Origin of the sequence: Pseudoalteromonas sp. FUC4, from assembly GCF_008370255.1 — a bacterium.
Taxonomy (GTDB): domain Bacteria; phylum Pseudomonadota; class Gammaproteobacteria; order Enterobacterales; family Alteromonadaceae; genus Pseudoalteromonas.
In genome coordinates, this window is the sequence record NZ_SEUI01000004.1 from 281,931 (window position 1) to 296,333 (window position 14,403).

General features: G+C 39.6%; 12 protein-coding genes. 7 read left to right on the forward strand and 5 right to left on the reverse strand.

Annotated features, from left to right (window positions below; genetic code table 11):
• Nucleotide 1: 1 nt before the first annotated feature.
• The 4 genes from parC to EU510_RS13515 all read left to right on the forward strand — a co-directional run bounded on the left by parC (nt 2) and on the right by EU510_RS13515 (nt 5,611).
• Nucleotides 2-2,296 (forward strand): DNA topoisomerase IV subunit A, encoded by a 2,295-nt coding sequence (parC, locus tag EU510_RS13500; protein WP_149593926.1) that lies wholly within the window; start codon nt 2-4, stop codon nt 2,294-2,296.
• 185 nt (nt 2,297-2,481) lie between these two features.
• Nucleotides 2,482-3,195 (forward strand): 1-acylglycerol-3-phosphate O-acyltransferase, encoded by a 714-nt coding sequence (locus EU510_RS13505; protein WP_149593927.1) that lies wholly within the window; start codon nt 2,482-2,484, stop codon nt 3,193-3,195.
• Nucleotides 3,195-3,530, forward strand: coding sequence for a ribonuclease E inhibitor RraB (gene rraB, locus EU510_RS13510; RefSeq protein ID WP_007376503.1), 336 nt, complete (start codon nt 3,195-3,197; stop codon nt 3,528-3,530). The genes EU510_RS13505 and rraB overlap by 1 nt, the downstream gene beginning before the upstream one ends.
• Before the next feature lie 893 nt (nt 3,531-4,423).
• Nucleotides 4,424-5,611 (forward strand): polysaccharide lyase family 7 protein, encoded by a 1,188-nt coding sequence (locus EU510_RS13515; RefSeq protein ID WP_149594089.1) that lies wholly within the window; start codon nt 4,424-4,426, stop codon nt 5,609-5,611.
• Between the two features lie 76 nt (nt 5,612-5,687).
• Here the strand turns inward: EU510_RS13515 and EU510_RS13520 are convergent, their stop codons facing one another.
• Nucleotides 5,688-6,659, reverse strand: coding sequence for a zinc transporter ZntB (locus EU510_RS13520; protein ID WP_149593928.1), 972 nt, complete (start codon nt 6,657-6,659; stop codon nt 5,688-5,690).
• 286 nt (nt 6,660-6,945) lie between these two features.
• Between EU510_RS13520 and EU510_RS13525 the strand changes: the two genes are divergently transcribed.
• From EU510_RS13525 to EU510_RS13535, 3 genes are read left to right on the forward strand one after another with little or no spacing between them, the layout of a single operon-like run.
• Nucleotides 6,946-7,380 carry an ATP-dependent zinc protease gene (locus EU510_RS13525; protein ID WP_002961974.1) on the forward strand — a complete coding sequence of 145 codons (435 nt, stop codon included), beginning with the start codon at nt 6,946-6,948 and terminating at the stop codon, nt 7,378-7,380.
• A 2-nt stretch (nt 7,381-7,382) separates the two neighbouring features.
• The gene (gene rimK / locus EU510_RS13530; protein ID WP_002961977.1) at nt 7,383-8,288 is read left to right on the forward strand and encodes a 30S ribosomal protein S6--L-glutamate ligase; all 906 of its coding nucleotides are present in this window, start codon (nt 7,383-7,385) and stop codon (nt 8,286-8,288) included.
• Nucleotides 8,275-9,333, forward strand: coding sequence for a succinylglutamate desuccinylase/aspartoacylase family protein (locus EU510_RS13535; protein WP_149593929.1), 1,059 nt, complete (start codon nt 8,275-8,277; stop codon nt 9,331-9,333). The genes rimK and EU510_RS13535 overlap by 14 nt, the downstream gene beginning before the upstream one ends.
• A gap of 358 nt (nt 9,334-9,691) precedes the next feature.
• Here EU510_RS13535 and EU510_RS13540 read toward each other — a convergent pair whose 3' ends face one another.
• From EU510_RS13540 to recQ, 4 genes are all read right to left on the reverse strand, one after another.
• Nucleotides 9,692-10,264, reverse strand: coding sequence for a mechanosensitive ion channel domain-containing protein (locus EU510_RS13540; RefSeq protein ID WP_149593930.1), 573 nt, complete (start codon nt 10,262-10,264; stop codon nt 9,692-9,694).
• A 64-nt stretch (nt 10,265-10,328) separates the two neighbouring features.
• Nucleotides 10,329-12,038, reverse strand: coding sequence for a ShlB/FhaC/HecB family hemolysin secretion/activation protein (locus tag EU510_RS13545; RefSeq protein WP_149593931.1), 1,710 nt, complete (start codon nt 12,036-12,038; stop codon nt 10,329-10,331).
• 160 nt (nt 12,039-12,198) lie between these two features.
• On the reverse strand, nt 12,199-12,483 hold the full coding sequence (locus tag EU510_RS13550; protein ID WP_149593932.1) for a DUF3630 family protein: 285 nt from the start codon (nt 12,481-12,483) through the stop codon (nt 12,199-12,201).
• A gap of 7 nt (nt 12,484-12,490) precedes the next feature.
• A complete protein-coding gene (gene recQ, locus EU510_RS13555; RefSeq protein WP_149593933.1) occupies nt 12,491-14,314 on the reverse strand; it encodes a DNA helicase RecQ in 1,824 nt (607 codons plus the stop codon).
• Nucleotides 14,315-14,403: the final 89 nt, after the last annotated feature.

The following is a 14,403-nucleotide window of genomic DNA, read 5'->3' on the forward strand; positions in this document are numbered from 1 at the left end:
AATGAGTGATACAGATACCTTGCTAATGCAAGGAATTGAGCAACAAACAATGGGGCGTTTTACCGAAGACGCCTATTTAAATTATTCCATGTACGTAATCATGGATCGTGCCCTACCGCATGTAGGTGATGGCTTAAAACCAGTACAGCGTCGTATTATTTATGCGATGAGCGAACTGGGTTTGTCAGCTAACGCTAAGTACAAAAAATCAGCTCGTACAGTGGGTGATGTACTCGGTAAGTACCATCCACACGGCGACAGTGCCTGTTACGAAGCCATGGTATTAATGGCGCAACCGTTTTCTTATCGCTACCCTTTGGTAGATGGACAAGGAAACTGGGGTGCAGCAGATGACCCTAAATCGTTTGCGGCAATGCGTTATACCGAAGCGCGTTTATCTAAGTTTTCAGAAGTACTGCTTAAAGAGCTTGGCCAAGGCACCGTTGATTGGACACCAAACTTTGATGGCACAATGGATGAACCTGTTGTACTGCCTTCTCGTTTACCACATATTTTACTCAATGGTATAACGGGTATCGCCGTAGGTATGGCAACAGATATTCCGCCACATAACGTACGTGAAGTGGCTAGCGCATGTTGTTTATTACTTGATAAACCAAAAACAGAGCTTGAAGAATTACTTGAGCTTGTACATGCACCAGATTACCCAACAGATGCTGAAATAATTACCCCAAAAGCCGATATTCATAAAATATATAAAACCGGTCGTGGGTCTATCAAAATGCGTGCGGTTTACACCGAAGAGCATGGCGATATTGTTATTACAGCGCTGCCGCATCAATGTTCTGGTGGTAAAGTACTTGAGCAAATTGCAGCGCAAATGAACGCTAAAAAATTACCTATGATTGCTGATTTACGTGACGAGTCAGATCACGAAAATCCAACGCGTATTGTAATTATCCCGCGCTCAAACCGCATTAAAGCTGAGCCATTAATGGCGCACTTATTCGCAACCACCGATCTTGAAAAAAATTACCGCGTAAACTTAAACATGCTAGGCCTAGATGGTCGCCCGCAAGTTAAAGACTTGCGCTGTATTTTAAGTGAGTGGCTAACATTTAGACGCGAAACAGTGCGTCGTCGTTTGCAGTACCGTTTAGATAAAGTATTAGCGCGTTTGCATATTTTAGAAGGTTTATTAGCCGCCTTTTTAAATATTGATGAAGTGATTGAAATCATCCGCAGCGAAGATAAACCAAAGCCTGTATTAATGGATCGCTTTGATTTAACTGATACGCAAGCAGAAGCTATTTTAGAATTAAAACTTCGTCATTTAGCAAAACTTGAAGAGTTTAAAATTCGCGGTGAGCAAGATGAACTAGCCAAAGAGCGTGATAAATTAGTGCAAATTTTGGGCTCAGAACGTCGTATGTCAACGCTTCTTAAAAAAGAGATTCAAGAAGCTGCAGAAATGTATGGTGACGATCGTCGTTCGCCAGTGATTGAGCGCTCAGAAGCGAAAGCGCTTAACGAAAAAGATTTAATTCCATCAGAGTCAGTTACTGTTGTGCTATCAGATAAAGGCTGGGCACGTGTTGGTAAAGGCCATGACTTAGATGTACAAGGCTTAAATTACCGCTCAGGTGATAGTTACAAAGCCTCAGCTCGTGGTAAGAGCAATCAACCGGCTGTATTTTTAGATTCAGCAGGGCGGGCATTTGCAACCGATGCGCACAGTTTGCCTTCGGCGCGTAGCCAAGGGGAGCCAATGACAGGTCGCTTTAACTTAACATCAGGTGCTAATTTTGAGCACGTGGTGATGAGTGAAGACGAGCAAGTATTGCTTATGGCGTCAGATGCAGGTTACGGCTTTATTACCGACTTTAAAGACTTAGTAAGTAAAAATAAAAATGGTAAAGCGCTGGTAAGTGTCCCTAAAGGTGGCATATTACTCTCTCCTATTAGGGTGAACGATGTTGCTAGCGATTACTGTATGGCTATTTCTAACGAAGGTCGAATGCTTTTATTCCCGCTGCGTGACTTACCAAAATTAGGTAAAGGTAAAGGGAATAAGATTATTTCTATACCAGGTGCCAAAGTACAAGCCCGTGAAGAGTTTGTAAAAGTGCTTGCTGTTGTGCCACAAGGAAGCAGTGTTACGCTTCATGCTGGTAAGCGTAAACTAACACTTAAACCAAGTGATTTAGAGCATTATCATGGTGAGCGAGGGCGTAGGGGTAATAAACTACCTCGTGGCTTACAGCGTGTTGACGAAGCCGTTGTTGAGCTGACCCCACAAAATGATGAGCCAATAGAAGCCATTAACGAAGAGTAACCAATTACTTTTTTTGTATAAATAAAAACGGTCTGCATTTGCAGGCCGTTTTTGTTTTAAAACCATTTTAAAGCAATATAAAAACAAAGAGCTTGCATATTTCAGCTTACACTTGTGCGCTATTGACTCGTCTGTGTCACAAAATAACGTTATAATAATCATAATTGATCTTTGGAGAAGCCCATTTGCTAGCTGTTATACGCGTTTTTATTATGCTGATGTTTATATTATTCAGTTGTATTTTTGGTTTATTACTTTCGATTGTAAGACCATTTCACCCCAATAATGTACATGTTATAGCGGGCTGGTTTGGCTCAATGGCTAAAATGATTGGCGTTAAATTAGTTTTAACACGTCATAAAGATGCCGTTGATGCAGGCCCTGCAGTTTATGTTGCTAATCATCAAAATAGCTACGATTTATTTACAGTGCCAGCAATGGTGCCTAAAAACTGCGTAAGTTTGGGGAAAAAGAGCTTAAAGTGGATTCCATTTTTTGGTCAGCTTTATTGGTTGTCGGGTAATATATTAATAGACAGATCGAATCGCTCCAAAGCAGCGGGAACTATTTCAAAATCCGCTGAAAAAATTAAAAATAATGGCTTATCTGTATGGATGTTTCCAGAAGGAACTCGAAGCTATGGAAGAGGGTTGCTACCGTTCAAAACGGGTGCATTTCACACCGCAATGAGCGCAGATGTACCCATAATTCCGGTATGTATGAATACAACACATAAAACCATTAAGCTAAATCGTTGGGATAATGGTACAATTTACATCGAAATGTTAGCGCCTATACCGCTTGATAAAGAAATTAGCGCGCGTGAGCATGCTAAAAGCGTGCATAGCATTATGGCTGCTAAAATAACTGAATTAGATGCTCAAGTGAGAGAAAAATAATGGAAAACTGGCGTGAAATAAGTGAAGACATCGTAAGTTCACTACTTGAAGATGGATCAGATCCTGAAATACTTTATGAAGTAGAACACCATTTTGTGTGTGAAGACTTCCCTAAACTAGAGCAAGCTGCATTGGCTGCTTTTAAATTAGGCTACGATGTTGAAGAGCCAGCAGAGCTTGAGCTTGAAGATGGCAGTAAAATTTGGAGCTTCGACATAGTAGTTGAGGCTGAGCTAGACGTAGACGTTATTATGGAAGACGTTGATAAACTAGCGCAACTAGCCGTTGAGTGCGAAGTAGAGTACGACGGTTGGGGCACTTACTTTCAAGAGTAATGTAATAAACGAGTATTTAGATTAACTAGTTTAAAAGCGAGTGTTGTAAAAACACTCGCTTTTTTGTGCCTATAATTAGGGTATGTTTATTTTCGAGGTTATACCAATACGCAATAAGACTTAATCAATTAGAAGGATTAAATCTGATGCTAACTACATTAAAAATATCTGATATGGAGCAACTAAATAACGAAAATTTGCTTTGTTATCGACACGATTTTCTTACCTCAAAGTAGATCACTTAATTAATCGAATTGGTATTAAATAAATACCCTGCCACAAATTCAATCATCAAAGATCAACACGCACTAGCTAGAGACTAATAAACCTAAATATTTAAGGCTTTACTATGCTAGTTAATGTGTTAATTAAAGCTCCGTGTAATTAATTATTCGTACTAAATCTATTTTCAAACCAAGCTATGTTAGCGCTTTATTGGTATGACCAGTTTCTCTCAATTACAATTTAATCGAAATTTAATTCGGTTTATTCATAAAGCATTAAGCTATAAATAGAAAATTGGTAATAGATGGTTTTATTTTAATTACTACTATTTTCTGAAATTAACAAATAGTAACATTCGTTTTTTTGAACTCATTTGTTTTTTAACTCATTGTTTTTAAACTCTTAATATTGCTTTTTTTATTCTTTTTAGAACGTTTAACTGATTTCATGGTAACAATTCGCTTGTTGACATATTAGATACAAAAAATATAGCCTTGATTTACCGGTTTGGTGATGTTTTGGTAATGCCAATTTAAATTTTTAATTTGTTTTTTGGTATTACCAATTTTTTTGAATTGAAAGTCTGTTTATACGATGCAAGCTAAGTTTGGTATTTATTACTAAGTTAGCTGTTAAATTATTTATACAGATTTAAAGGAATAAAAATGATGGTTAAATATAAAAAGTTACTGATTTGCTCTGCAATCGCTGCGAGTACTTCTTTTGCGCATGCTGCCACGATTGATAATTCTGGTTTTGAAGATGGCTGGAGTAACTGGAATGAAACAGAGCCCGCAGCACTATCTTCAGACGCATACAAAGGCTCAAAGTCACTGAAAATACAAGGTAGTCCAGGACGTGTTTACCAAAATGTAGATGTAGATCGAAATACTCAGTACACATTGAGCGCCTACGTACTCGGTAAAGGGCAAATTGGGATTAACGATCTTAATGGCTTATTTGCAAGTGAGAAATTTAATGTTTCTTCGTGGACAAAAGTATCTAAAACTTTCACCACAGCTAGCACTAGTTCACTACAAGTTTTTGCTAAGCATGACAAGAGCTCAAACGATGTTCGCTTTGATAACTTCTCATTAACTAAGGGGAGTTCTTCTGGTGGCGGAGACACGGGGGGCGGTGATACTGGTGGCGGCGACACAGGTAATGGCTCTGGTATAGCAAGCAACATCACCAACGGTAGCATTTTTGACCTTGAAGGTAACGATCCTCATCCATTAGTAAATAGTGACACTTTAGAGTTTGTTCCTCTAGAGGCGCGTCATATCACTCCAAACGGTAATGGCTGGCGTCATGAATATAAAGTAAAAGAAAGTGCACGTGTTGCTATGACCGAAACCTATGAGGTTTTTGAGGCAACTGTAAAAGTTGAAATGTCTGATGGTGGTAAAACGATTATTTCTCAGCACCATGCTAGCGATACAGGTACGATTTCAAAAGTATATGTTTCAGATACTGATGAATCAGGCTTTGATGATAGCGTAGCGGGTAACGGAATTTTTGATGTATATGTTCGCCTGCGTAACACTAGTGGTAAAGAAGAAAAACATGCACTAGGTACTATCAGAAGTGGTGGGTCATTTAATCTGAAAGTAGTAAATGATTACGGTGATGTAGATGTAACTGCACTAGGTACTACCTTTGGTATTCCTGTAGAAGATGATTCAGAATCTTACTTCAAATTTGGTAACTACCTACAATCGCAAGACCCATATACACTAGATGAGTGTGGCGAGTCAGGTAACTCAGACTCTTTCAAAGAGTGCTTTAAAGATTTAGGTATTACTAAGGCTAAAGTAACAATGACTGACGTTAGTTACACACGTAGAACTAACTAATTATTTAATTGTTAAGTAGTTTAAAAGGCCATTCAGTTTAAAGCTGAGTGGCCTTTTTTAATGTTTTAAAATTAATTTATAACCATTTTTTATTTTTAAAATACACACCAATACCGCCAGTAAGTACAATTAAAAATATAACAAAAGCACTAAACGCATAAGGGCTCTCTGTACCAGGAATACCGCCAACGTTTACACCTAAAAGCCCCGTTAAAAAGCCCAGCGGTAAAAAAAGTGCTGCCACTACAGACATAACATACATTCGCTGGTTTAACTGCTCAGAGACTTGGTTAGTGATTGTTTGCTGAATAATTTGCGCACGCTCAATCGAACTATCTAGCTCTTCAAGATAACGAATTAATAAGTTGGTGGTTTCATTAAGTTTTGCTTTATCGTCATCTAATAACCATAGGTAGTGGTTATTTACCATTGAACTAAGGGCTTCTTTTTGCGGTTTTAAATAACGTTTTAAGGCAATAGTTTGGCGTCGCAATTGTGATAAACCTTGGTTGTCGAACTTTTTACTTGGTTCATCTATTTCTTCTTCAAATTCGTCGAGTGTTTCATCTAGTGAATCAATAACGCTTTGCATCCGTGAGGTTAGTTTTTGTGTAATAGAACACACTAACTCAGAAATATTGCATGGACCTTTATTTTCATTTAAACAGGCGAGCGTATCTTGCACCGATAATAAACGGCGCTTACGGGTGGTAATTAAAATATTTTCGCTGATAAATAAACGAATTGAAACCATGTCTTCAGGGCTTTGAGCTGGATTTAAATTCACACCACGTAAAAATAACATATGGCCATTAGTTGTAGCTGTAATACGTGGGCGTGTTTCATCAGCAATTAAAGACTCTAATTCGTAATCGTTTAAATGAGGCTGTGCCTTGAGCCACTCAACTGCCTCACCTTGGCTATAGTCCATGTGCACCCAAAGTTTACCTTGGTTTGGTTGCCAGCTATTTAGCTCATTAGTGCTTCCAATAGGGCGAGCGCCGCCTTGTCCATCAAGTACAAGTGCATGTAGTAAACCATTAATCATAATTGTTTCTCATAATAGTGTGTTTTTAATACCGTTAACTATAGTGTATCTACTTAGGTATTTTAAACTTACCTTTATTTTTAATAAGTTAAGTTTAAATAGCAAAATATATGCAGAGCCTCTGGGATGAGTAAAATGACATTAACGTACGACTTAGCAAGGCGTGCATTGTGTGACCAGTTGCTTTAAAAGATCAATTTAATTTACTAATCGACTAGATAAATTTATTTCGTTGGTGTTTTTTGACCGGTAGCGTATAAGTCACTTTTTTATTAAGGGCACATTTATGACAGCAAAGATCACAGTTGGTTGGCGTGAGTGGTTAAGTTTACCTGAGCTTGGTATTAACGAGATAAAAGCAAAAATTGATACTGGCGCTCGCACTTCATGTATCCATGCAATTAACATTGAAGAATACGAAGTTGACTCAGAAAAATGGGTTAAATTTACGGCCCAACCACTGCAAGATGATGAACAAACGCAAGTCACTTGCAATGCAAAAGTTAAAAAAATGAAGTACGTAACCAGCTCAAGTGGGCAAAAAGAGCTACGCTACTTTATAGAAACTACATTACATGCAGGCGAGCATAGCTGGCCTATCGAGCTTACTTTAACAAGCCGCGCAACAATGAAGTTTAGAATGTTATTAGGGCGTACAGCCATGGAAAATCGTATAGTCGTTGACCCGGCTTTATCTCAACTATTAGGTCGTAAGGTTTAACTATGAAAATCGGTATTTTATCTCGTAACAGAAAGCTATATTCGACACGTCGCTTAATTGAGGCAGCAGAAGCACGCGGCCACGAAGTTAAAGTGATTGATGCATTGCGTTGTTATATGAATATCAACTCTGAGCAACCAGAAATTCACTATCGCGGTGAAAACTTAAAAGAATTTGACGCAATTGTCCCGCGTATTGGTGCATCGGTTACATTTTATGGCTGTTCGGTACTTCGTCAGTTTGAAATGATGGGTGTTTATCCTGTAAACGAATCAGTCGCTATCTCTCGTTCGCGCGATAAATTACGCTCACTTCAGTTACTTTCGCGCAAAGGCGTTGGTATGCCAGTAACAGGCTTTGCTAGCAAACCCGATGACGTAAAAGACTTACTAGAAATGGTAGGCGGTGCACCTGTTGTAATTAAATTACTTGAAGGCACACAAGGTATTGGTGTTGTACTTGCTGAAACACGTAAAGCAGCTGAAAGTGTTATTGAAGCGTTTATGGGCTTAAAAGCCAATATTATGGTTCAAGAATATATTAAAGAAGCGGGTGGTGCAGACATACGTTGTTTTGTACTTGGCGACAAAGTAATAGCAGCAATGAAGCGCCAAGCACAAGAAGGTGAATTCCGCTCTAACCTTCACCGTGGTGGTAGCGCTACATTAGTTCGTATTACTCCAGAGGAACGTAAAACGGCAGTAGCAGCGGCTAAATCAATGGGCTTAAATGTAGCGGGAGTTGATTTACTTCGCTCATCTCGTGGACCACTTGTGATGGAAGTTAACTCATCACCAGGTTTAGAGGGCATTGAAATAGCAACAGGTAAAGATATTGCAGGTATGGTGATTGATTTCATCGAAAAAAATGCCTCAAGTAAAGGAACAGCAACACGTGGCAAAGGTTAAAATTAACCGTCCTTTTTCCTTATTAGGAGAAAATGTAGGCGTAGGCGAGCGTAAAACGCTTGCCTTAGAAGCAGCTAAGCTTTACACCCATTCACCACTCAATATTCCTATTGAAGTGGTTAACGGTGTAATGGAAGGTCCTGTGCTTATGGTGTGTGCGGCTATTCATGGTGATGAGCTAAATGGTGTAGAAGTTGTGCGTCAGTTACTTGCTAAAATAGACCCAAGTCAACTGCGCGGAACAATAATCGCTGTGCCTATTGTGAATGTGTTTGGCTTTATTCATAAATCGCGTTATTTACCAGATAGACGCGATATGAATCGCAGCTTCCCAGGTTCTGAACGTGGTTCATTAGCTGGGCGTATGGCTTATATGTTTTTTAATCAAGTGGCGGTACATTGTACTCACATTATTGATTTGCATACTGGCGCTATTCATCGTACTAATTTACCGCAAATTCGCGCTAATTTAGAAGATGAAGCAACCGCTGAAATGGCTAAAGCATTTGGTACGCCGGCGGTTATAAATGCATCATTGCGTAATGGTTCATTACGCAGTGAAGCCGCAAACTTAGGTATACCGGTTATTACTTATGAAGCAGGCGAAGCGCTACGCTTTGACCCTATCGCTATTGCGGCAGGTGTGCAGGGCGTTGATTACGTTATGCGTCATTTAAAAATGATCCGTGGCAAGCGACCTAAAAAGTTACCAGATCCTATTATTGCAGGTTCGACTAGTTGGATACGTGCAGAGGTTGATGGCATTGTGCGTGCACAAGTATCACTAGGCGAGCATGTAACTAAAGGGCAAGTGCTTGCATATATAAGTAGCCCTCTAGGGGATTCTGAGCTTGAGCTTTTAGCGCCTAAAGGCGGTATTGTTATTGGTCAGCAAACGATGCCATTGGTTAATGAAGGTGATGCGGTATTCCACCTTGCTTACTTTGCAAATGACAATAGTTTAGTAGAGCAGCAACTAGAGCACTTTATTGACGAGATAAATGATTTAGATGACGAGCTTAAAACAGCTGAGCTAAATAACTAATAGCTAGGGCGTGTTGATCTTTGCGGATTGAAATTTGTTCAATCCAAGGAAGATTAAATCGCGGCGCGAGGTTTGTAACCTAGTGGGCTAAGTAAAAACCGAGTAACAAAGAGTTTATCGCCCCTAGGCAGAACCCGAAGGGCAGCGCATGTTTGGCATTTATGCTGCGTTATCGCCTATTTATGGGGAGTAACCACACTTCATAGGCTCTGCCTTGCCTAAAAACCAAACATGCTGCTGCAAATTCAACCATCAAAGTTCAACATGCCCTAGTCTCAATTCTGTTTAGCTAAGCATTAAAAAACCGCAGTAGGTATTTTGCCTACTGCGGTTTTTTTTGTGAATATGATTTTTTAAACTATGTTTTTTTAGGACCAATAATACGCTTTATAACAGGGGTTTTAGTTGGTTTTGGTTCTTTATTTAAAACCATGACAGGACGGGTCACAAATAAATTGTTAGGGTAAATTACACGGTGCCCATCAATATGTTCAAGTACTACATTCATTAAGCCCATTTCAACAATGCGGCCTTCAATATGATTCGCACCATCAATAATTCGTACCCAATAACCAACGCGGCAATCGTTTTGAATAAACATCAGTAAAAATGCAGTGAGGTTACTCAATAATGACCAAGCGGCAAAAAGTGCTACCCCTAACATGGCAAATAAAGAAGAGCCTAAAACCAATAAACCACGCAGCTCTATACCCCAAAATACTAAAACCAAACACAGGACTACAAAGGCGAGTATAATTTTTAGTAAAAGCTCTGCACGGTATTTTCGGTGTAAATCTACTTTGCCTTTAATCGCTTTTTCGAGTAGTTTTTTGGTTATTTTTAATAGAAGAGGGAAAACCAAAATAGCGATTATAGTTACAACCAACTTATATTGTGATGCAAACAATTCTAAAACTTCTATTATTTCCACATTAGGTCCTGAGCTTTCATAACAATTTAATGCAATTGGTATTAGTTTAACGTGTTTGTATTATTTAAAAAGTGTTTTTAACGCTTACTAGCCACTGGACTGAGTCTACATCGTCGTAGCTATCAACAGGGGCGGCAATATCAATGTGGATCATGGTTCCTGAGTTTGCACGACTCGGTGCCAAACGAAGACCAACGCCTACATTTTTCAATACATGGGCATTTTCGCCATTATCTTTATCGTTAAACCATGCTCTGCCTACATCTACAAAAGCGGCTCCACCCACTTTAAATAGCTGTAGTAAATCGTACTCCCAGTAATAGCGCTTTTCTAGATTAACTAAAAAGCTGCGGTCGCCATGTTGATAATCCATTGGGTAACCACGCAGGCCTGTTTCGCCACCTAAAGTAAGCTGTTGATCAGCAGTCAGGTTTTTGGCGTATTGCACGCGGGCTTTAACATACCAAGATTGGTCTTCACTGGTATTTAAATAATATTGTATTTGGCTGGTGGCCATAAAGTTTTCGAGCTTTTTTTGTTCTTTATTCCAATAGCCATCAATATCAGCACTAAAACGCCATAAGGTATTATCGTTAGTAAAGTGGGCTTTTTTAAAGTTAAAAGAATACACCGCGCGGCTGTCGTCATTACTTAATGACTCATCAGAATAGCCAATTAAGCTTTTAATATTCCAACCTAAATTTAAATCTTCAGTGCGAGATATACTGTCAAAATTGCGTACTTTTATGTAGTTATCTTCAAACCAATGGCCGCTTATAAAGGGGTAACTTAAACTTCTGTCATCGGCAAGTGGTGCAAATGTAGTGTCTATCGCTTCAAAGGTATGCTGCTCGTCGGTATAACCTAACGTTAGTCGCTGGGTCCAATTATTATTAAGTGCCTTTGAGTGCCCAATAAATGCACGATTTAAATCGGTAGTTTGATCAAATTCACTAAACTCTTCGCCGCGTTTATATAGTGACTCTTCGCGCTGCTCAGAATAACTTAAAATACCGTAACTAAACGGGGTGTCAATTGCGTAAAATGGATAGGTTAGCTCAAGCAAATGACGCTTGCCGTCGCTATTATCGGCGTACTCTAAACGCCCTCGGTAGCGAGTAGATAAAATATTAGGATCGTCGTAAACAAATAAGTAACCGCTACGATCGCTGTCGGTCGTGCGCGATAAAGAAAGGCGCTTCCCCCAACCAAGTAGGTTTGATTCTCTAAAACCTATACTCGATTTATTTTCTCCGCCGCTACGGCTAAAGTTTACTTCAGGTAAAAGTGTCCATAAATCACGGGTAACCACTTCTACGTTAACGTCACCGTCGCAGTTTTCGATTGCACTAATTTGTGCATCATATAAGTAGCTTTCTTTACGAAGTAGGCGCTCAGACTCTGCAAGCTTTTTAGCGTCGTACTTGTCACCTGGGGAGAATAATAAAAGGTTATTAATAACATCGGGCTCTGTTTGAATATGAGCGCGATTAGCAAATCGGAATAAGGCATTATTTTCCTCTTCAAGCTCAGTATTAAATACATTAAGTTGCTTGAGCTTTATTGAGGCTATTTTAGCGTTACTATTACTGTGTGTGAGGGTTGTTTTGTCTTGAACTTCTCGGCGTAAGTTTTTATTTGTGCTTAAATCTGTCTGTTCTACAAGGCAGTTATCAGTTTTCGTTGAAGATTGTTGTGCGAATGTATTTGGCACATAAAAGCTTAAAACCGTTAAGCTAATACAACATTGTGCTATCCATTTCTTGTTCACCATTAAACCTCTTTACTGCTACGTAGCAAATGACTATCGTAATATCAGCTTACATCATTGTTATTATAATGTAAGTAAAAGGTATGGATTTTGAAACTAATTAATTGTTACCCGTTTTCACTTTTGTTAATGAAGGCTGCTTAGGTAAATTTGACGCCTAAAATTAGCCTAAATAAAAGGCAAGTGCAGCTAATAAGTGTTCTGCTTCAACACCTTCGCCATTAATCCAGACACTTTGACTGTAATGTTCGTAGTTTAAGTTAAAGGTATGGTGATTATAAGTAAAACGAACTTGATGACGATCGGCGCCTGCAGAGTATTCGTTGATGGTTATGTCATTTGAGTGTAAAAAGAGTGTACTCCACAGTTCAAAGTCTTCATCGTGTGGAGGCTCGACTGGTGTAATTAAAATGAATTTGTGAGCGTGGTCGTATTCTATTTGAGTCATAAGGTTCTTAATTTGTGGCTAGGTAATGTCGAATCGCAGTTAAAAATTCGCCGCCGTATTTATTTAACTTAGTAAAACCGACACCCGACACTTTTAAAAATTCACTGTCGTTTGTTGGCATAAGCTGCGCCATTTCGGCTAACGTTTTATCATTAAATACCACATAAGGTGGTACATCATCGGCATCAGCAAGTTCTTTACGTAGAGCGCGCAGGCGAGCAAATAGCTTTTTATCGTAATTAAATTGCGCTAACTTATCTTGGTAAATGTGTTTAGCTTGCAGGCGAGGCTCGGCTAACTGCAGTGCGTACTCACCTTTTAAAATTGCACGCGCGGCTTCTGTTAATCTAAGTGACGCACCTTGCGTTATATCTTGGCTTAGTAAACCCTGATGAATAAGCTGGCGTAAAATACTAAGCCAGAACTCACTGCTTTTATCTTTACCTATACCGTAAGTACTTAACTCATGATGGTTGTTATCGCGTATACGGCTTGTATTAGCCCCACGTAATAATTCAACAATATAACCTAAGCCAAAGCGTTGCCCGGCTCGGTATACACACGAAAGCGCTTGTTGGGCAACTAAAGTTCCATCAAAGCTTTTTGGCGGGTTTATACAAATATCGCAGTTACCGCATTGCTCGCGTTTGTATTCACTAAAGTAGTTAAGGAGTATTTGACGTCTACATGTTTGCGCTTCGGCAAAGCTTGCCATTGCGTTAAAGCGTTGCTCTTCTACGCGGCGGCGTTGCTCATCGTCTATATCTTCAAAAAAGCGCCTAACACGACCAATATCGGCCGGATCAAAATACATTATGGCTTCTGCGGCTAAGCCGTCACGACCGGCTCGTCCGGTTTCTTGATAATAGGCTTCTATGCTTTTTGGAATATCGTAATGCAGTACAAAACGTACGTTAGGTTTGTTTATTCCCATACCAAAAGCAACGGTTGCGACCACTATTTGAATGTCGTCACGAGCAAACCCCGTTTGTACAAATTGTCGTTGTTCGTTACTCATACCCGCATGGTAAGCGGCAGCGTTTAGCCCTGCATCTGCAAGCTTTTCAGCAATGTCGTCTACGCGTTTACGGCTGGTGCAATAAATAATACCGCTTTGGCTTTTTTGCTCTTTTAAGTAGCGAAGCAGTTGCACCATAGGTTTAAATTTTTCTTCTATGGTGTAACGAATATTGGGGCGATCAAAGCTGCCAGTATGAATATAAGGCTGTTGTAGTTTTAATTGCTCAACTATATCAAACCGTGTGGCTTTATCGGCAGTTGCAGTAAGCGCCATCATTGGAACATGTGCAAAACGTTGCTTTAATTCGTTTAAGCGAAAGTAGTGCGGCCTAAAGTCATGGCCCCAATGCGATACACAGTGCGCTTCGTCGATAGCAAATAAACTCACATTTAAATGCGACAAACGCTCTAAAAACTCGCGTTGTAATACTTTTTCAGGCGCTACATATAAAAGCTTAATTTGCCCCTGATGAAGCTGTTGATAAACCAATTGCTGTTCTTCTCGCGCTAAGCTGTTATTAACGTAAGCGGCTTTTACTCCAAGTGCTTGCAGTTGCGTTACCTGATCTTGCATTAGCGATATAAGCGGAGATATAACAATAGTTACACCTTCAAGCACTAAAGCAGGAATTTGGTAGCATACTGATTTTCCGCCGCCAGTAGGGAGCAATACAAGCGAGTCTCGGCCGTTAATTGCAGCATCAATAACTGCTTTTTGACCGTCGCGAAATTCACTGTAACCAAACACTTGTTTGAGGACAGTTTCGGGTTTACGCACTAGGGTGCTAGAAGGTGGAGTTGATGTATTCATTGGCGGGTATTTTWGTGGTTTTTTWGTGAGATGTCTTTAGCTGAGTTACTTGATAAATTATTTAAGTGGAGTCTCGTAGTTTTACACTA